The sequence below is a fragment of the Algibacter sp. TI.3.09 genome (genome assembly GCF_038154905.1).
GTDB lineage: Bacteria > Bacteroidota > Bacteroidia > Flavobacteriales > Flavobacteriaceae > Algibacter.
Map to the genome: position 1 here is coordinate 91,243 of NZ_JBAKAN010000002.1, position 20,530 is coordinate 111,772.

A 20,530-nucleotide genomic window follows, 5' to 3' on the forward strand; every position below is an offset into this window, starting at 1 on the left:
AAATGTACGAAAACAGTTTTCCTAATAAACGTTTTAAACATACTATAGAGTTCTTAAAAAAACATGTTTCAAACTCCGAAACTATTTTAGATTTAGGCGTTGTAAACCCGTTTACTAAAATAATGGAAGAACATGGTTTTTCAGTAGAAAATACAAAAGGGGAAGATTTAGATGAAGACACCTCAACTATTACAAACACCGAAGCTAGCGTTGTAACTGCTTTCGAAATTTTCGAACATTTACTTTCTCCTTACACTGCTTTAAAAGCTATTAAAGGTGATAAACTAGTAGCAAGTGTACCGTTAAAATTATGGTTTTCTTCAGCATATAGAAGTAAAACAGATATGCTAGATCGTCATTACCACGAGTTTGAAGATTGGCAATTCGATTGGCTTTTAGAGAAGGCTGGTTGGAAAATTATAGATCGTAAGAAATGGACAAACCCTCCTAAAAAAATAGGAATTCGCCCTATTTTAAGACGATTTACACCGCGTTACTATATTGTTTATGCTGAAAGAATTTAGGTTATTCCATTCTAAATCGAAATAAATAAGTTTAACTTTGAATCTTAAATTTTAAACGGTTGAACATCCACATAATAATCCCTGCGCACAACGAAGAAAGCTCTATCGGGCTCACTTTAGAATCTTTGGTAACCCAAACTCTATTACCAAAACGCGTAGTAATTGTTAATGATAACTCAACTGATAATACAGAAAATATTGTTAGCGCTTACGCGGAAAAATATCCGTTTATTACTTTAGTAAACAATCAATCTTCCGAAGCACATTTACCAGGCTCTAAAATTATAAATGCCTTTTATAAAGGTTTTGAAGTCTTAGATGAACATTACGACATCATCTGTAAATTTGATGCCGATTTAATTTTTCCTAAGAACTATTTAGAACAAATTTCTATGCATTTTAAAACGAACACCAAACTTGGTATGGCAGCTGGATTTTGCTACATAGAAAAAAATAACGATTGGGTTTTAGAAAACTTAACCAATAAAGACCATATTCGCGGTGCTTTAAAAGCTTATCGAAAATCTTGTTTTTTACAAATAGGGAAATTAAAACCTTCTATGGGTTGGGATACCGCTGATGAGTTACTTGCAAAATATTACGGCTGGGAACTTGTAACTGATGAATCTCTGCATGTAAAACATCTAAAACCTACAGGGATTAGCTATAATAAAGCTTCCAAATATCTCCAAGGTGAAGCTATGTACAAAATGCGTTATGGTTTTACAATTACTTTAATTTCCGCAGTAAAACTTGCTTACAAAAAGGGAAGTTTCGCTTTATTTAAAGATTATATGTCAGGCTATTTTAAAGCTAAAAAAGAAGACATTACACCTTTAGTTTCCGTTGAAGAAGGTGAGTTTATTCGAAATCTACGCTGGAAAGGTATTTTGAGTAAGTTCAAGAAATAAGTTTTCAAAATCTACCAAGCTAACACAATTTATCCGCGTCATTTCGACGATAGGAGAAATCACATCATCCTTTCCGAAAACTATACACGCTCGCAAAACAATGCGTTATTTCTAACCCAAACCAGTAATCGCTTTAGCTACAATAAAACCACTTGTCCAAGCATTCTGAAAATTAAAACCACCAGTTACAGCATCAATATTTAAAACTTCGCCAGCAAAATAAAGGCTTTCGTGTTTCTTACTTTCAAAAGTTTTAAAGTTTACTTCTTTTAAATTTACACCACCTGCAGTTACAAATTCCTCTTTAAACGTACTTTTTCCGTCTACATGAAACGTAGCTGCAGTAAGTTGACCAGCCAAAGCTTCTAATTGCATTTTATTCAAATCTGCCCAACGCGTATCTTCAGTCATTTGAGATGCTAAAACTAATTTATGCCAAAGGCGTTTTGGTAAATCGAACTGTGTAGATTTAAATACGGTTTTCTTGGCTAAATCGAGTTTTAAGGTTTTTAAAGCATCCAAACAAGTATCAAAATCCTGACGAATAAAATTAACTTCAATAGCAAACTTATAATCTCTTTTAGCTAATTCTATAGCTCCAAAGGCCGACAACTTTAAAATTGCAGGCGCACTCATACCCCAATGCGTAATAAGCAACGGACCTTCACTCCACAAATTAGTATCTACAACGGTTACCTCAACGTTTAAAGCGACAACACCAGGAATATCAGTAATACGGTCGTCTTTAATATTAAACGTGAACAGCGAAGGCACAGGCTGTGCAACCGTATGACCTAGACTTTCTAAAAGTTTCCAAATTTTCGGATTACTTCCTGTTGCTATCACAATTTTTTCAGCTGAAAAATCACCTTGTGTTGTTTCTATTTTATAATGAGCTTCTAAATGCTTTATTGATTTTACAGCATGATTTTTTAAAACCTCTACACCATGCTTTTCAGCTTCACCTAAAAAACAATCGATAATGGTTTGCGAAGAATTGCTTTCAGGAAACATACGTCCATCATCTTCAATTTTAAGAGGCACACCTCTATTTTCAAACCACTCTATGGTGTCTCCCGTCATAAATTGATGAAAAGGACCTCGTAATTCTTTTTCGCCACGCGGATAGTTTTTTACTAATTCCTGGGGCATAAACTCAGCATGCGTCACATTACAGCGTCCACCACCAGAAACCTTAACCTTGGTTAACACTTCGCTACCGCGCTCTAAAACAGCCACTTTTAAATCCGGGTTTTGTTCCGCAATATTAATAGCACTAAAAAACCCCGCAGCGCCTCCTCCAATAATTATAACATTGTATTCCTTCATAAGTTTAAAAAACTCAGTAAATTTACCATTTAAATTTTAAAGCTCAGATGAACAAACTTATAATATCATTATTAATCTTTAGTGCAGGTTGCCAAAACAAGAATATTAAATTTCTAGGGGAGTTATCAAAATCTTTAGATGAAGTTTCTGGAGCGGAAACCACAGTAAACTCAGACTATATTTGGATGCTTAACGACGGCGGAAATTCGCCAAAACTTTACGGGGTTTCAGCCAAAGGCAATATTAAAGAAGAAATAAAAATAGATGCAAAAAACCATGACTGGGAAGATTTAACCTCTGATGAAGAAGGCAATCTTTACATTGGTGATTTTGGAAATAACGATAGTAAACGTAAAAATTTAGCAATTCTAAAAGTTAAAAAATCGGCATTGAATGATAAAGGAAAGGTTGATATCGATCGTATTTCATTCTCTTATCCCAACCAAGAAAAATTTCCTCCTAAAAACAAAAATTTATATTTTGATTGCGAAGCTTTTTTTTATCATAACAACAACTTTTACCTCTTTACTAAAAGCCGCGTAAAAAACGATTTTGGAAAAACATCGCTTTATAAAGTTCCTGCAGAAAAAGGAAAACATGTTGCTGAACTTTTAGGCACATTTAATACTTGCAGCGATATCGATTGTTGGATTACATCGGCAGATATTAGTAACGACGGAAAATCTATCGTGTTGTTAAGCCCAAAATCTGTATGGGTATTTACAGACTTTAAAGGTGACGATTTTTTTAACGGAACTTCCATAGAAATTCCGCTTGACGGCCGCGTATCTCAAAAAGAGAGTATTTGCTTTAAAGACAATAACACGCTATACATTACCGACGAAAAAGCACATGGAAGCGACGGTAATTTATATGAATTTAGCTTAAACTAATATTTAGAAACCAAAACCAACTTTAAAAGCGAAACGTAAACCATCGTCACTATTAAAGGCCGATAAATTTAACGTCATAATATTGGCAGCATTTGCAAACACACCGCCACCAACAGAGGTGTTCCATCTGTTAGAATTAAAGGCGGTATTGTTGTCTAGAGCTAGATTATCATCAATCCATACACGACCATAATCGAAACCTCCATAAACCCCAATGTGTAGTGGTAATAAACTAGTACGAAGCTTAGTTAAGTTTAAACGTAAATCTGTACTTTGATAGAATGCGTTTTTACCAGAAAACCTTTCATTTCTATAACCTCGTAACCCATTATCTCCACCTAAACTTGCCGCTTGATAAAACTCAAAATCGTCACCAAAAATAAGATGCGCTTTTAATTGTGTAGCTAAAACCAATTGTCCGCTAGGAATTAATTTATAATCGAAACCAAGTCCTGGAATTAAATATCCAAAACCTCTAGAAGCTTCTATATTTGTTTTATAACCTGCTTGTAAACTTGTTTGCATTCCCATGGTTGGAAAGGCCTCATTATCTTTATTCTGAAAAGTATACAAGGCATCTACACCAGCAAATTGCTTATGGTTATCAGCGCCATTCTCAACATAAAATGTATTGATAAATCGATTTGTAGACTCCTCTACCTCTATAGCCTCGTAACTTAGGCTTACTTTAAAATGACCACCCATTTTACCTCGCCAGTTTAAAGAAGGCGCAAAAGAGAGCGTACTATACTTTACACGGTTATAATCTAAGTTAAAGGCATCCTCATTATCGATGTTTAAATTTGGTGTACTATTACCGTAACCAAAGAAATTAACAGCATAATTAGGACTTGTAAATTTAGCATTTATACCTAAATTCCATTTCCCTACTACATTAGAAAACTCGCCTGTATATTCAAAATCGAAACCACTAGTTGCAAAATAATATGATGCACCAAAGGAGTGTTGAGAACTAAAAGGGTTACTCTCAAAACCATAGTGCGTTAAGGTATTTAAAAAGCCAATTTTTAAACCATCGTCGGGATTCGCTCCTATAACTGGCACAAATTGATTGGTGCTACTTTTAAGCCTTGCGAAATCGTAAACATTCGTGTCGTAATCATCGGTTAATTTATCTTTACCGTTGTTTAACTTAATGGTATTTTTCTTAGATTTATAATCGTAAAAAACAACTTTCTTACCGTTTTCAATATTATAAGTATCGTTGTTTTGCCCACCAATTAAACGCACTTTAATTAAGTGATCACCTTCTCCAAAAGCATGAAATTTATCTTCATCATCTAAACCATAAATCCAAATTTCTTTAGTATCGTCTTTAGAATATGTTTTATCAAAAATTACAATACCCTTTTCACCGTTTTTAATTCTACTAGCGGTTAATCTTGTTTCACCGTTAGGTAATCTTTCAATTTCAAATAAATCATCTTTATCAGTTCCGGTGACAACCGCACACTCATTAAGCAACTTGTAATACTCAATACCAAAAGTTGGTAAATTTTTAATACGCTCTAAAAGCACTCGTTTCATTTCGGTAACCGTTTCACCTTGTACTTCCTTAGGGAAATGCGTAAAAGCATCATCAATAACGGCTTCTGTTAAATTATTTTGGATGAATTTAATTTGCTCCTCCCACTGTGCTTTACTTGTTTGGTTTAAGAAAGTCATATCTAAAGAATATGGACTAAAGTTGAAACCTTTTATATTTCTAATATCATCAGTAAAACCTTCCATTAATTTTAATGAAGGAATAATTCTGGTGGCAACTTGCATTAATCCGCCATCACCCATTATAGAAAAGGCCTGATCACGATCTCTTGGAATAGGCTTATAAATAACCTCTCCTGTTTCTTTATTTTCAAATTCTGCCCAACGCCATTGGTCTCTATGTCTATCCCAATCCCCAATAACCATATCAAACAAACGTGCTCTTAAATATGATGCTTCATCTACTTTATACTTTTCGTCTTTTCGAAGTTTTTTCATTAAATCGTCGGTACTTTCAATTTTATTCGCAAAACCAAAACTTGAAACATCTCCATGACCGTCAGACACATGCTCTTCAATCATGTACAACTCATCACCAAAATCATCATTAAAACCAATTAAAGCCTTTTGCTTAGGCACGTAATAAATAGTTGGATTGGTATGAAACAAATCAATAGCATCAGACAATGTTCCTGTTACAAAAGGCGCATAAGGATGTGAACCTGTGTAAAAATCTAAAAGAACACTCTCGGTTACAGTATCTTCAAACTCATCAGCGATATATTGATCTTTAAAAGCCATGGCTTGCAAATAAACCGTAGCACTTTTTCTAAGCGCACGCATAACGTAGCGTTTGCCCGTTTTATCTTTTAATTGAAGTGATTTAGATTGGTGCCCTCCACCTTTTCTAGATGGTGTTAATCCACCAAACATAGTATCTAAATTTACCACAGGTGCTTCTACTTTTGTACCATAGAACTCACGATAACGATCGCCCCAAATAGCTTTATGAAAACCACTTTTATCAACTTCTTCGTCACTATAAATCGATGCTTTTTTCGTTTTTACAAATGAATCTTCGAAGGCAGACTCATCTATTTTTTTATCTGGACCATGAACTTCGGTTTGAAAAATAACTTTATTTTCTTCAGCTGAATAAAATCTAACAAACGACGAGCCATCTTTAAAAATATCTAATCTTGCATAACCAGGAACACTAGCCGAAAATGCATCGACAACATTATGAGTTGGTGTAGATTTAGAACCTGCACCACTTACGATTTGTGCTAAGTTATACTTTTCGAAATATTGTAAATTATGCTCATGACCAGAAACTAAAATAACCTTATCATTCTCTTGCGCTAAAGTCACTACACGCTTCTGGAGCTCGTTGTATCTTTTATTTTGAAGATCTTCTGGAGACACACCTGTAGTTTCGCGTAATACATTTTTTAAAGTTCCTAAAACTGGTAACGGTTGCATATGCGATTTAAAATCGTACTCACCTCCGTGCAAACCATTAGTAAACATTGGGTGATGCATGGCGATTATAGTCGATTTTCCGCGAGCCTTTTTTATCAAACTTTCTAACTCTTCAAAAAATCGAGTACGCGTTTTTATTTCGCAATCATCATTAATTGTAGGGTGTTTATCCCAATTAGCCAAATACCATTCGGTATCAATAACAATCATTTCAACCTCATCAGAAATTTCCACCTTTTCAATTGGGCAGCCATCTTCTGGTAAAAACGTATTTTTTCCTAAAGCATCTTCAATATACTTTTCTTGACGCTTTAACCCCTTTAATCCGTTACTATACCAATCGTGATTTCCAGGAATAAAAATAGTTTCACCTTTAAAATCTTTAACAGCTTCAGTTTGAATTTTTAATTGATATTCAGCAAACTCACGGCCTTTATCTCCGTTTTTAGGCAAACCTCTAGGGTAAACATTATCACCCAAAAACAACACAGTGCTTTGCTCGGGAGCTTTATTAATTTCTTCTCTAAAGGCTTTTAATCCCGCAGACTCGGAACCTATTGGTGAATTTCCGGCATCGCCTATTAAGTAAAACGAATAACTAATTTCTTTATTAGGAAACTTAGCATCTGTAACATCATTAATTTGAGTTTTATAAGTTGCGCAAGCATTAATAAAAAACACTGAGAGGGATAATGTAATGTAGCGTAAAGTTTTAGTCATAATTAATGATATTAATTTCTGCAAAAATAATTGATTATAAAGAGAATCTCGTTGATATAACTTAAGAAAACCCTTTTTACTTTATTGTGATGAAAGCGTAAGAAATGAAATATACCTATGTTTTATTAAGGGTACTTAGTCTTCGATTAACGTGGTATCAAAAACAACACCACCAGCCAAAGTTTTATGCACAGGGCAACGCGACGAAATTTCTTTTAATCGTGCTTTTTGCTTTTCATCTAAATTACCAATTAACTTTATTTTTTTAGTGATATGGTCTAAATACCCAGGTTTTTCTTGCTCTAAACCTAAATCGTCACTATGTTTTTTAGAATGTGTAACGTAAACAAAAACCTCTTGCAGATCCCATTTTTTACGTTCGGCATACATTTTTAATGTCATGGCTGTACAAGCAATTAAACCAGCATTTAAATATTCATAAGGTGATGGTCCAAAATCGTCACCACCAACAGAAGCAGGCTCGTCGGCAATTAGGCTATGATTTTTGGTTTGTATATTGGTTGTAAAATTATCTTCCGTTAGGTTTAAATGCCCAACAAGTTGCTCGCCGTTGGTCTCTAACATATCATTTTCTTGAGGTTCAAAATAACGTTGTACCCAAGTTCCAATCATGTTGCCAGCATAATTACTATCGCTAGATTTTGAAAGCAAATGGTCGGCATGATCTAAAGTTACAAAACTTTTAGGATGTTGCGCTTGGAGATAAAGTTCTTCGGCATTTTTAATACCCACCACATTATCTGTTGGCGAATGCATAATTAGTAAAGGTTTGCGTAAATTTTTAACAACAGAAGGTAAATCTGTTTTACTAAAATCTTCAACAAAATCATTATCAATTTTAAAAGGTCGTCCTCCAATATTCACTTCAACTTCACCCTTTTCTTTAACATTATCTAAACCATGCGAGAATAAATGAGTAACATGCCCAACCGTGGATGGCGCTCCAATAGTAGCTACAGCTTTTACATTATCTAATTTAGCCGCCGCAGAAAGCACCGCTGCTCCACCTAAAGAATGCCCAACTAATAAAGATGGTGCTTCATAATTAGCAGCCATATATTCACTTACCGCTATTAAATCTTCTACGTTGGCAGAAAAGTGACTATCGGCAAAGTCACCTTCACTTCTTCCTAAACCTGTAAAATCAAAACGAAGGACTCCAAAACCATAATTAGTTAAAGCTCTACTAATGTTTTTTACCGCACTTAACGAACTTGTGCAAGTAAAACAGTGAGCAAAAATAGCGTAACGATTCGGTTTTTGGTTTGCAGGCAACTCCAACTGTGCTTGCAATGCCAAGCCTTTTTTATTCTGAATTTTTAGTTTAGTACTTTTCATGAATTTATTTTGAGTATCAGTCGTTTGAAAATCAAACTCCTTAATTTTAATTTAAATGTTTTGAAAATTTATTTACCAATAACTTTAATTTCGGATTAATAAATTGTTTACAAAACGGTTTTTCAGGATTCTTTTTGTAATAATTTTGAATAGCCTCGCGTGACGCTTTAAATTCCGAAAAGGGTAAAACTTCAGTTATAATTTCTTCTTCAAAAGTATTTTTAAAGCTATTTAAAATATCAGTCGCCTCCTTTTTTTGTGCTTCGGAAAAATAATAAATAGCCGATCGGTACTTATCTCGCATCGAGTGATTACTTGTGCTTTTATGTGTATGTAAATGAATTTCTATCAACACACTTATGGTTATAGCAGCTTCATTAAAATGAATAATTACGGCTTCGGAAAACGATGTATTCTCCTCCACAGAAGCCACATAACCTTGTTCGACTTTCTCAACACCTTTTAGAGCCTGAAAAACAGCTTCGGTACACCAATGGCAACCACCTCCTAAAGCTATTTTTGTATAGGTATTCATTTAAATTAGTTCCACTGCAATGCTTTGCGCTCTGCCCAATATTGAATAGCGTCTACCTTAAACCCAGAAAGTTCGTCTAATTCTAATTGCGATAAAACAAACCTATCCATTTTTAAATTCTCTTGTATTTGTTCACTACTACTTGCACCACTTAAAACTTTGCTTCCAGTAATAGTTTGAGCTACGTATTGCAAACAAATAGCATCTACCCCAACATCGTGCACTTGTGCTAAACGCTCTAAAGCCGTATACATCGCATTATAATTCGGGTAATTTTTATTTCTAAAAACGCGTCCGTTAGCCAAAGCTTCTTTAATAACAACAGTTTTGTTTTCTTTCTGTAAAAGGCTAGAAACGTCTTTTAAGCTTTGATCCAGCAAATTATAAGTTACCTGAAAAACATCAAACAAATTCTCGCCATCTACTTTTATATCCAGACCTTTTTTAATAACCTCAACTTGGTTTACACCCGTTGTGCTAATACCCATTTTAATATGATGCGTATTTTTTAAGTACGATAAATAATTCAAAACAGCTTCATTCTCCAAAACACCAGTTTCCAAAGTTGCAGAATGAATTTGATAGACTTTTAAATATGGTAATAATTGTTTAGAAACCTGCCATTGTTCCTTTAACTTCTCTAAACTATGTTTCTTTACTTCGTGAATTTTAGCATCGGGATTGAAGTTGGCCGTATATGTATAACCCCATTTTGTGGCTACTTTTATAGCATCATCAGTTTTTGTTGCCAACCAATCCATAAGTAACTGCTCGGCTAAACCATAACCTGGTGCCGTATCAAAATAACGAACACCCGATTGATAGGCTTCTTCTAAAACAGAAAAACTGTCTTTTTTAAAAACTTCTAGATCAGACGTATTTGTAGCATCTTGACGCACATTAATATATTGTGGCCGTCCTAAAGCTGCTGTTCCTAAACCTAATTGCATTTACTTTTCTTCTTTTAATTACTATTATTATGAACTACAAGACAACATAGAACAGCCTGCTTTATGACGCGCCCATTCTGGTCTTTTAGCAAACCATTTTTCATATTTAGGTTGCTCGCTGTATGGTTTCTTTAGAAGATTAAACAATTCATCTATTAATTTATAATCGCCCTTATCAGCATCATCAATAGCTAACTGCGACATATAATTTCGTAAAACATACTTCGGATTTACAGCATTCATTTTAACTTTTCTTTCTTCGGAAGAAACTGTTTCGTCTTTTAAACGTTTGGCATAAGCATCAAACCAAGTCTGCCATTTGGTTTCAATCTCACCTTTAACTTCATCTAAATTATAAAAAGCATCTTTTATTTTTGAAATACCTTCGGAAGGATTTTCTTCTGAAAAACCACTCAAATTCCTGAAGAAAATCGTCATATCTGTTTCTGTTAAATGAAGATTTTCTTCTAATTGCTGAATTAAAATTTTATCATTTTCATCCTCATTTTCAAAACCTAATTTATTGCGCATCATGGCAAAAGATTGTTCATCAAAACCAGTTTGATACCCGTCGAGAATAGCTTGCAACGGCTCTACATCTTCAATTAAAAGATAAAGCGCATTAGCGAGTTGGTATAAATTCCAAAGTCCCATGTTGGGTTGATTTCCGTAACGATATCTTTTATGTTGGCTATCTGTAGTGTTTGGTGTCCATCCATAACTAAAATCTTCTAACCAACCGTAAGGCCCGTAATCTATGGTTAAGCCAAGAATAGACATATTATCGGTATTCATTACACCGTGTACAAAACCAACGCGTTGCCAATCTACAATCATTTTTAGGGTGCGTTGTGCAACCTCATTAAAAAATGCGATATAAGTTTCTTTTGAAGGTTTACCTAACTCAGGAAAAAAGTTAGAGATGGTATAATCTGCAAGTGTTTTTAAAGTTTCTTTATCGCCTCTAGCGGCTAATATTTGAAAACTCCCGAAGCGTAAAAAACTAGGCGCAACACGAGAAACAATAGCTCCTTTTTCGTAAGCAGCATTACCATCATAAAGCATATCTCGCATAACCTGATCGCCGGATAACGCTAAAGACAATGCTCGCGTAGTTGGCACACCTAAATGGAACATAGCCTCGCTGCACAAATACTCCCGAACAGAAGAACGCAGTACCGCCAAACCATCGGCAGTTCTAGAATATGGTGTTTCACCAGACCCTTTTAATTGTACGGCCCAATGTTTATTATTGTGTTCTACTTCAAATAAATTAATAGCACGTCCATCACCCAATTGTCCTGCCCAATTACCAAATTGATGCCCACCATAGCACATAGCGAAAGGCTTTGTGTTTGGGTAGACTTCATTACCTGTTATTACTTTTAAAAACGTATCGCTTTTAGCATCTGCATCTGTTAAACCTAAACTCTCAAGCATTTCGGGAGATACATGTAACAATTCTGGCTTTGCTGTTTGTTTTGGTGTTACAAACGAAAAGCATGCTTTTTCCACCTGTCGTCTTGTATTTTCTAACTTCGGGTCGGCAGGTAATTGTTTAGTAAAAGTATCTTTTATATTCAGTTTCATGGTGTGCTCATTTTAATGCTTAATATAGAATCTATATTTTTCTTCAGTGTGTACTGAAAAGGCATTATTTTTTTAATTTATCGGCGTGTAGACTTCGTAATTTAGCTAATTTAGGAGTAATTACAAAACTGCAATACCCTTGTGTTTCATTATCTCTGTAATAATTCTGATGTTCTTTTTCAGCTTCAAAAAACTTAGGAAGCTCTGTTAATTCGGTAACTATCGGGTCTTCAAAATAAGGTTCCATTTCTTTTAAAACTACTTCTGCTAACTCCTTTTGCTCGTTATTATGATAATAAATTACCGAACGATACTGTGTACCTCTATCTGCTCCTTGCCTGTTTAAAGTTGTAGGATCGTGAGTGGTCATGAAAATGGTTAATAAATCGACATATGAAATTTCGTTAGCATCGAAAGTTAATTGGATTACCTCGGCATGCCCCGTTAAACCCGAACAGATTTCTCGATATGTTGGATGGCCAGGCACATTACCGCCTGCATAACCAGAAACGACTTTCTCTACACCTTTTACCTCCTGAAAAACGGCTTCTGTACACCAAAAGCAACCACCACCAAGTGTGGCTAATTGTATATTTTTGCTTTGCATTTGTTTTAAATTTAAACCTGCTTAGTAAAAACTAAACAGGTGTTTTGTTACAACTATGCTTTTTCTAATTGCATAGATTCCGAATTTACACAATAGCGTAAACCACTAGGTTCCGGCCCATCGGGAAATATATGCCCTAAGTGTGCATCGCAAGTATTACACATAACCTCAACGCGAACCATACCATAAGTGGTATCACGCTCGTATTTAATAGCATTTTCTTTTATAGGCTGTGTAAAACTCGGCCATCCCGTTCCCGAACTAAACTTTATTGTAGAATCAAAAAGAGGTGTATCACAACACACGCAATTATATTTACCAGCATCATGAGCCGTACAAAGCGCTCCACTATGTGGACTCTCGGTTCCTTTTAATCGTGTTACTCTAAATTGCTCAGGTGTTAGTTGAGCCTTCCATTCAGTTTCCGTTTTTTCAACACGCTTATCTGGTGTTGGATTTCCGTTAACCGAAAAACTAATAATATCTTTCCAAGTTAGCATATTCTATTCCTTTCTTTTGTTTAATTTATATACGCTCGATATAAAAATTTAGTCGAAAATTAAGCAAAAACCTTACTATTTCCGCAGATCACTTTAATATGAAAGCATTCAATAAATTTACGACAAATAATAGCGTTACTATAGTAATTATATTTTGATCTTTTAAAGTTTCGTACTTTTACTAAATAATCTTTTTACACGTTTTACATATGCTTATAGCTGAAGCTGAAAAATTTGTTATCAACCTTCTCAATGAAAAGTTAACTCCGGAGTTTACCTACCACAACATTCCGCACACGCAACTTGTTGTAAACAAAGCTACTGAATTAGCAGAATTGATAAAAATTGACGACAAACAAAAAGAATTACTCATCATAGCTGCCTGGTTTCACGATACCGGATATACTAAGGACAAAAACAACCACGAGGAAGCGAGCGTGCTGATAGCTAAAGAATTTCTTAAAGCCAAAGGCGTAAGCGAAGACGATATTGTTGCTGTATCTAATATTATTATGGCAACCAAAATGGGAGTTGTACCTAGTACAATGCCTGAAAAAATTATAAAAGATGCCGATTGCGCACATATTGGAAGTAAAAATTACACCGATACTTCGGAATTACTTCGAAAAGAATGGGAACTTATTAGTGATTATAAAATATCTGAAAGTGACTGGCTAGAAGAAAACATTACTTTTTTAAGCACAACACATCGTTTTTTCACAAATGAAGCTGCCGCAAACTGGGAAAAACGTAAAGGAAAAAACCTCGCTGGTTTAATTAATAGAAAGAAAAAAATTAAACTAGATACAGGTAAACTTGCTCAAAAGAAGGCCGAATTAAAGTTTAAAAAAGAAAAAATAGAATTACCTGAACGTGGAATTGAAACCATGTTTAGAGTAACCTTAAAAAACCACATTACACTTAGTAATATTGCCGATACTAAAGCCAATATTTTACTATCTGTAAATGCTATTATTGTTTCTTTGGTGCTTTCTAATTTAGCTTCAAAACTAGACAAACCTTCTAACGATTATTTAATTACACCTACCATCATTTTTATAATGTTTACAGTAGCTTCCATAATATTATCTATTATGGCTACACGCCCTAATGTAACAAGAGGAGAGTTTACTAAAGAAGATGTTGCTAATAAAAAAGTAAATTTATTATTCTTCGGAAATTTCCATAAAATGAGCCTTCAAGATTTTGAATGGGCCATGGGAGAAATGATGCAAGATCGCGATTATCTTTATTCCTCAATGAAAAAGGATTTATACTTTTTAGGCTTGGTTTTAGATAAAAAATATAAAATACTCAGGCTCACTTATACCGTTTTTATGATAGGCATAATAGTTAGCGTTATAGCCTTTATTATTTCATTTTACTCTGCAGGAATACTCGTGTAGTCTATTTCTTTAGTTAATTAAAGTGAAATAACACCTTTTAATAATCTTATTTAGAATTAATACAAATAGCTTGGTTATATCTAACCTAGCACATATATTTGCACGAAAAACTCAGTTATTCATATTAAGTCTAAATAAAAACAAATGAAAACATCATTTACTTTAACAACCTTTTTGTTGCTTAGCCTCTTCACTTTTGCACAATCTGGAACTCTAAAAGGAACCATAACAAATACATCTTCATCTCCAATATTTGGAGTTAACACCATTATTAAAAACACTGTAAAAGGTGCACAAACTAATGAAAATGGCACATTCGAAATCTCGAATATTAGCGATGGTGATTACATACTATCCATATCCTACTTAGGTTACAAAACTAAAGAAATAGCTTTTTCTATAGCCAACAGCAATACTTTCGATTTAGGAAACATATCACTTTACGAAGGAAATGAACTTTTGCAAGAAATTGTTCTAGACACAAAACGTAAAAACAAATTCTCAAGAAAACAAAGTGCATATGTTTCTAAAATGCCACTTAAAAACATTGAAAACTCTCAAGTTTACAGCACAGTAACCAACCAATTATTAGTATCTCAATCTGTTAATAATTTTGAAGATGCTCTAAAAAATGCGGTAGGTGTAAACAAATTATGGTCGTCTACTGGACGAAGTGGTGATGGCGCAGGTTACTATTCTATTCGTGGTTTTTCGGTACAACCGCAATTGGTTAACGGTGTTGCCGGAATTACAAATGGTTTTATAAACCCATCGAATGTGGAACGTGTAGAAGTTATCAAAGGTCCATCTGCAACTTTATTTGGAAGTTCTATAACCTCATACGGTGGACTAATAAATATTGTAACAAAAAAGCCTTATAGTGGCACAGGCGGAAGTATTTCCGTTGCGGGAGGTTCTAATGATTTTAGAAAACTAAATGCAGATGTTAATGTAAGCGCAAGCGATAAAGTATCATTACGTTTTAATGCAGGTTACCAAAAAGATAATAGTTTTCAGGACTATGGCTTTAAAAAATCAGTTTTTGTTGCCCCTTCAATTTCATATAAAGTAAATAACAAACTGACTTTGAATTTTGCTTATGAAGCTTCGGATAACGAGCAAACTAATCAAACTTTTTTATTCTTTAACAGAAGCGCACCTTTACTATTTAATACCGTTGAAGAATTAAATTACGACAGAGACAAATCGTTAACTAATAACGATGTTGTTATTAAAAACATTACACAAAATTATAGAGGTGAGGCTGTTTATAAAATTTCAGACAACTGGTCTTCTCAATCTATTGTAGCCGGTGGTCTTGCTAAATCTAATGGGTTTTATACTTACTTATTCAACTCTGCAAACAGTCTTAACTTTGCTTTGTACGCACAAGATACTGATGCAAAAACAAGAACCATGAACCTACAACAAAATTTCACTGGAGATTTTAAAATAGGTGATTTACAAAACAAACTATTAATTGGCGTAGATTATTTAGAGTCTACTATAATAGACCAGAGTTCAGGCTGGGGTTATTTGCATAGCGTAAATGCGCAAGGCGATTTGGTTTTCTCAGAACCAGAAGTAAATGCCGATAACTTAAATGCTATTCTATCTGGTTTAGATCGTAATAATATTGAAACTAAGCAAAACGTTTTTGGTGCTTATATTTCTAACATTTTAAACATAACACCTAGCCTTTCGGCTATGGCAAGTTTACGTTACGACAGGTTTGAATACAAAGGTGATATAAACGATCCGTCGGATGATCATCAGGCTTATGATGAGTCTACATTTTCACCTAAATTCGGAATTGTATTTCAGCCTATATTAAATCAACTTTCTGTATTCGCGAACTATCAAAACAGTTTTTCATATATTAATCCAGAATTAACAGCTATTGATGATAACGATCCAACAGCTGGCACTCAGTTACAATCTTTCGATTTAGAACAAGCCAATCAATTAGAATTTGGTGTAAAAACCAACCTATTCAACAATAGATTAGAAGCTACTGTAAACTACTATAATATTACAGTAGACGATAAAGTTATGGGCTTTGGCTCTAGCAAACAACAAGATGGTACCGTAAAAAGTAATGGTATTGAACTAGAGGTAAACGCAAGCCCGGTAAATGGTTTAAACTTACGTGGTGGATTTAGTTTTAATGATTCTGAAGTTACAAAATCAGCATCAAGATCAGATTTGATAGGCTTACGTCCTGCAGAAGCTGGGGCAGATATATTATATAACTTTTGGGGTGATTACCAATTTACTCAAGGATTTGCTAAAAACTTCGGTTTTGGAGCAGGTTTTAATGGTTCTAGCGACTACAATACCATGAACGATTACACAACCTCTGGCGGATTTACTTTACCAGCATACACGGTTTTTAACGCTTCAATTTATTATGAAAATGATACCTTCAGAATAAGTGTTAAAGGAAACAACATCACAGATGAAGAATATTACTCTGGTTGGAGCACATTAACTCCGCAACAAAACAGAACATTCTTAGCGTCTTTCGATTACAAATTTTAACCATACACACACAAAGGCAACCCTAAAAAGTTGCCTTTTATTAAATATCTATGGCATTTAAAAAAAACATATTAACGTTACATAAAATATTAGGGTTAGCTACCGGCATAGTCGTTTTTATAGTTTCCGTAACGGGTTGTTGTTGGGCATTTAGAACCGAAATTGAAAACCAGTATAACGATTATAAAAAAGTTATACCGCAGAACCAGGCTTTTTTAACACCAACGGAAGTAAAAAAAACTGCAGAAAGAGTCTTTCCAAACAATACCATTCACGGGAGTGTATTTGGAAAAGCAGATGATGCTATTGAAGTTATTTTTTACGATGCAGAACCCGAATTTTACCAAAGTGTATTTCTAAACCCATATTCTGGTGCCATTATTCAAGTAGACGACCACCTTAGTGGTTTCTTTGCTTTTATTCTAAAAGGGCATACACGAGTATGGCTACCTAAAGCCATTGGAGAACACGTGGTAGGCGCATCCATTTTAATATTTATTTTCATTATTATTTCTGGGTTTATACTCTGGATTCCTAAAAAACGTAAAAACTTAAAACAACGTTTAAAATTCGACTGGAAATCTACAACCCGATGGAAGCGTAAAAACTTCGATTTACACACCGTTGTTGGTTTTTACATCTGCTCCTTAGCCCTAGTTTTGGCCTTTACAGGATCTGTAATGTCTTATAATTGGTTAAAATATGTAGTTTATGTATCTACAGGAGGTGATAAAGTTCCGGCATTTATAATACCCGAAAACACGAGCGGAGTAGCTCTTAACAATGCTGACATATTACCCATTGATCAATTAATGGTGAAGCTTAGAAAAGAATCACCAAAAGCAGAAAATTTTGAGTTGCATTACCCAAAAACCGATTCTTCTAGCGTTTATGTTGAAGTCTCAAATAGTAACGATTTATTTTACGATTCTGATTTTAGATTTTTCGATCAAAATACTTTAGAAGAAATAGAAACACCCGCCATTTTCGGAAAATATGTTGACGCTAAAGTTCCAGATAAAATACTTCGTATGAATTATGATATTCATGTAGGAGCTATTGGAGGTATTGTTGGAAAAATAATTGCTTTTATAATAAGTTTACTAACCGCAAGTTTACCCGTAACAGGTGTGCTTTTATGGTATGGCAGACATTATAAAAAGACAAAAACTACCACAGTATAATATTATAAAATAAAGGAAGTTAAGCTTTAATTTCCTTCATTAAATCATTGTAAGTATAGAACGCTTTATCTTTTTCACTTCTATGATAAAGTATACTTACTCGAATGGCTTTTAAACCTGTTACAGACTGCAAATCTTCAAGTTCTACAATTTCCTCATCGGTATCTACATAATGCTTAGCTTGCAAGAATTTAATATATCGTAAATACTCTAATTCATCTTGCTTTTGAGAGTACACAATACTAATTTTTCCTTTTTGTGTAACACGCTCAGAAGTTCCTTTTATAAAAGCTTTATCCACACGTTTTTTAACAATTTCGTATCGGGCATTATAAGTACCATCTACATCAAATTGTTTTTCGTCCATTCTAAAACTAATCGTTAAAGGTTGGCTGAAAACTAACACCATGGAAGCCACATCTAAGGCTACCGGGAATTTATGTTGTTTTTGATAGAAATCATTTTCCATTTCGCACATCACTTGTAATTGCCACAAGCGTAAATTGTACAAATAGATAGGATTGAAAGAGTCCTCTTTTGTTATAGATTCTCCAATATACATATTGTGCTCTACGCCGTCCGTTTTAAAACGCTCGAAATAATGCGGATACATACGTTGTGCCTCTTTCTGCTTTTTATCAAGTAAAGACGCCATGTCTTTATTTATTAAAGTCACCGTATTGTCGTACTGTTTACGGTGGTTATAAAGCATCCCTAACTTATCATCTAATGTACCGAAATACAGATCTAAGTGTGGTTTTAATTCATCTATAACATATAAATGTTTTAAAGCCGAATCGATATCATTCTTAAAAAACGTAGAAATTTGCTGTTCACTATCTACCTGAAAATGTACATTTAGTGCAAGTAAAAACTCATCAATTTGAAAAATAAACTGATCGTAAATTGGCAATGATTCTATTTTTACAGCATATTCAAAAATAGTTTTAGCAGCACTTAATTGCAAAGCTAAATCTTGTTTTGTAGCCTCATTTCTAGCTTCTGAAGAACCTTTAATATCTATTTGACCATAAAGCGGATATATGTTTTCGAAAGCTATCTTTTTAAAAGCAGCTTGTTCTCCAAGCATCTCAGATTTTATAAAGTTCTTAGCTTCTTTTACAAATCTCCAATGTACACTAGGGTGAATTGAAGTACATTCTTTTTGAATTATCGCTTCAATTAAATTAGCTTCCTCTTCTATATTACGTTCTGCAGCTGATACGATATACGGTAACACATCTTCTAGCTTATTTGCATTAACGCTATTTAAAACTTGTTTTTTTGTAGAAACAATTTCAATAATACCCATAAGCCCTTTATCATTTGCAATGGGTGCAAAAATGGCACTTTTAACACCTTGCTCATGCAAACTAGCAATATGGGGAGCTTTACCTTGTGATATCTCGAACATTTTATCGACATCGGATACCGAAAAATGTTTATGTTCTTTTAATAATTTATCGTAAGACCATGTACATAAAGCGCTAGTACATTGTTTTGTGGTTTTCTTGCCAAGTAAATAACTGTGCATACCAGAACCGTATATGCGCTCAAAAACATCTTCTTCTTTATTATAGATAGAAAAACCAACTTTTAAATCCTTAATTCCAAAAAGAGAACTAAAAATATCTTGAAAACCTTCAACGAAGCTATTTTGCTTACGCTTGTCTTTACTAATTAAACTCGATTTTATATTCGATATAGATTGATCGTCTGTAACATCAAAAATATTAGAAATCACAAACCCTTTGAACGTATAGCTATTTGGTGGGAATTTCTCTTTCCAAAGTGCTATGTTGTCAAAATTATCGAGTAACTCATCGTAATCGGCTTGCGTTATTTTTGGAGCGTTTTCATCTGGTGTTATTTCGCAAAAATCGGCATTATAAAGTATTTTATAATAACGCATAATACCATTAGCATCAGGTATTTCGTAATAAAACGGACGCTTAAAATTGATATTAAACCCGTGACAAAAACCTAAAATAATGGTACAAGCCCCAACATAAATATCATCATGCGGCATGTTTTTCATTTGAAGTTGAAACCCATCACCGGCTGTTTTTATTATGTTTTTAAAGCGTTCAGATGCATTGAAAATCACATCATTAAAAGGAGCTGAAGCTGTTTTAATTTCGTTGTGTGTTAGTAAAGGACTAAACGTATCTTGAAGAATAAACGCAATCTCTTTTTCTCGTTCTTTAATAGACGAAACTCTACTAAAACCATCGCGCAACTCTGGGTATTGCTTAGCAATATCCAAAACCCCGTTGGCCTTACTTGCCAAAAAAGGATCGGTGCTCAATGCCAAAGTTTCATATTGCTTTAACAATTTATTGAAACTTATCTTTACGTTTAAAGGCGATTCTATGTTATCGTTTATATCCATTGACTTTTACTACTTCGACTGCAAAGTTACAAATTAATTAAGTTGGTCGTCAATTATACCCCTTACTAACGTTAATTAACGGTATACGACGTTCTATAGCA

The 20,530-nt window shown here is 34.1% G+C and carries 15 protein-coding genes; 6 read left to right on the plus strand and 9 right to left on the minus strand.

Going from position 1 to position 20,530, the window contains the following annotated elements:
• Positions 1-2: 2 nt before the first annotated feature.
• Together V6246_RS08210 and V6246_RS08215 are read left to right on the plus strand one after the other, a co-directional pair.
• On the plus strand, positions 3-524 hold the full coding sequence (locus tag V6246_RS08210) for a methyltransferase (RefSeq protein ID WP_074937030.1): 522 nt from the start codon (positions 3-5) through the stop codon (positions 522-524).
• A 59-nt stretch (positions 525-583) separates the two neighbouring features.
• Complete coding sequence (locus V6246_RS08215) at positions 584-1,435, plus strand: glycosyltransferase family 2 protein (protein WP_341559965.1); 852 nt, start codon at positions 584-586, stop codon at positions 1,433-1,435.
• A gap of 111 nt (positions 1,436-1,546) precedes the next feature.
• Here V6246_RS08215 and V6246_RS08220 read toward each other — a convergent pair whose 3' ends face one another.
• Positions 1,547-2,764, minus strand: coding sequence for a BaiN/RdsA family NAD(P)/FAD-dependent oxidoreductase (locus tag V6246_RS08220; RefSeq protein WP_341559966.1), 1,218 nt, complete (start codon positions 2,762-2,764; stop codon positions 1,547-1,549).
• 47 nt (positions 2,765-2,811) lie between these two features.
• On the opposite strand from V6246_RS08220, the gene V6246_RS08225 reads away from it, so the two are divergent.
• Entirely contained in the window at positions 2,812-3,657 is an 846-nt protein-coding gene (locus V6246_RS08225) for a hypothetical protein (protein ID WP_341559967.1), read from the plus strand.
• A gap of 3 nt (positions 3,658-3,660) precedes the next feature.
• On the opposite strand, the gene V6246_RS08230 is transcribed toward V6246_RS08225, so the two are convergent.
• From V6246_RS08230 to msrB, 7 genes are all read right to left on the minus strand, one after another.
• Complete coding sequence (locus V6246_RS08230; RefSeq protein ID WP_341559968.1) at positions 3,661-7,365, minus strand: metallophosphoesterase; 3,705 nt, start codon at positions 7,363-7,365, stop codon at positions 3,661-3,663.
• Between the two features lie 135 nt (positions 7,366-7,500).
• Positions 7,501-8,724: a bifunctional alpha/beta hydrolase/OsmC family protein gene (locus tag V6246_RS08235; RefSeq protein ID WP_341559969.1), complete on the minus strand. Its 1,224-nt coding sequence runs from the start codon at positions 8,722-8,724 to the stop codon at positions 7,501-7,503.
• Between the two features lie 46 nt (positions 8,725-8,770).
• Positions 8,771-9,259 (minus strand): peptide-methionine (S)-S-oxide reductase, encoded by a 489-nt coding sequence (locus tag V6246_RS08240; protein ID WP_341559970.1) that lies wholly within the window; start codon positions 9,257-9,259, stop codon positions 8,771-8,773.
• A gap of 5 nt (positions 9,260-9,264) precedes the next feature.
• Positions 9,265-10,209 (minus strand): aldo/keto reductase, encoded by a 945-nt coding sequence (locus V6246_RS08245; protein ID WP_341559971.1) that lies wholly within the window; start codon positions 10,207-10,209, stop codon positions 9,265-9,267.
• 27 nt (positions 10,210-10,236) lie between these two features.
• Positions 10,237-11,799 (minus strand): protein adenylyltransferase SelO, encoded by a 1,563-nt coding sequence (locus tag V6246_RS08250; RefSeq protein ID WP_341559972.1) that lies wholly within the window; start codon positions 11,797-11,799, stop codon positions 10,237-10,239.
• Between the two features lie 64 nt (positions 11,800-11,863).
• Positions 11,864-12,406 (minus strand): peptide-methionine (S)-S-oxide reductase MsrA, encoded by a 543-nt coding sequence (gene msrA / locus V6246_RS08255; protein ID WP_341559973.1) that lies wholly within the window; start codon positions 12,404-12,406, stop codon positions 11,864-11,866.
• 53 nt (positions 12,407-12,459) lie between these two features.
• Positions 12,460-12,906 carry a peptide-methionine (R)-S-oxide reductase MsrB gene (gene msrB, locus V6246_RS08260; RefSeq protein WP_074937013.1) on the minus strand — a complete coding sequence of 149 codons (447 nt, stop codon included), beginning with the start codon at positions 12,904-12,906 and terminating at the stop codon, positions 12,460-12,462.
• 209 nt (positions 12,907-13,115) lie between these two features.
• Here msrB and V6246_RS08265 point away from each other — a divergent pair, with 209 nt between their 5' ends.
• The 3 genes from V6246_RS08265 to V6246_RS08275 all read left to right on the plus strand — a co-directional run bounded on the left by V6246_RS08265 (position 13,116) and on the right by V6246_RS08275 (position 18,037).
• Positions 13,116-14,312 carry a Pycsar system effector family protein gene (locus V6246_RS08265; protein ID WP_341559974.1) on the plus strand — a complete coding sequence of 399 codons (1,197 nt, stop codon included), beginning with the start codon at positions 13,116-13,118 and terminating at the stop codon, positions 14,310-14,312.
• Between the two features lie 144 nt (positions 14,313-14,456).
• Entirely contained in the window at positions 14,457-16,853 is a 2,397-nt protein-coding gene (locus V6246_RS08270; RefSeq protein WP_341559975.1) for a TonB-dependent receptor, read from the plus strand.
• 50 nt (positions 16,854-16,903) lie between these two features.
• Entirely contained in the window at positions 16,904-18,037 is a 1,134-nt protein-coding gene (locus tag V6246_RS08275; protein WP_341559976.1) for a PepSY-associated TM helix domain-containing protein, read from the plus strand.
• Positions 18,038-18,056: 19 nt separating this feature from the next.
• Here V6246_RS08275 and V6246_RS08280 read toward each other — a convergent pair whose 3' ends face one another.
• Positions 18,057-20,429: a GAF domain-containing protein gene (locus V6246_RS08280; protein WP_341559977.1), complete on the minus strand. Its 2,373-nt coding sequence runs from the start codon at positions 20,427-20,429 to the stop codon at positions 18,057-18,059.
• Between the last annotated feature and the right edge of the window lie 101 nt (positions 20,430-20,530).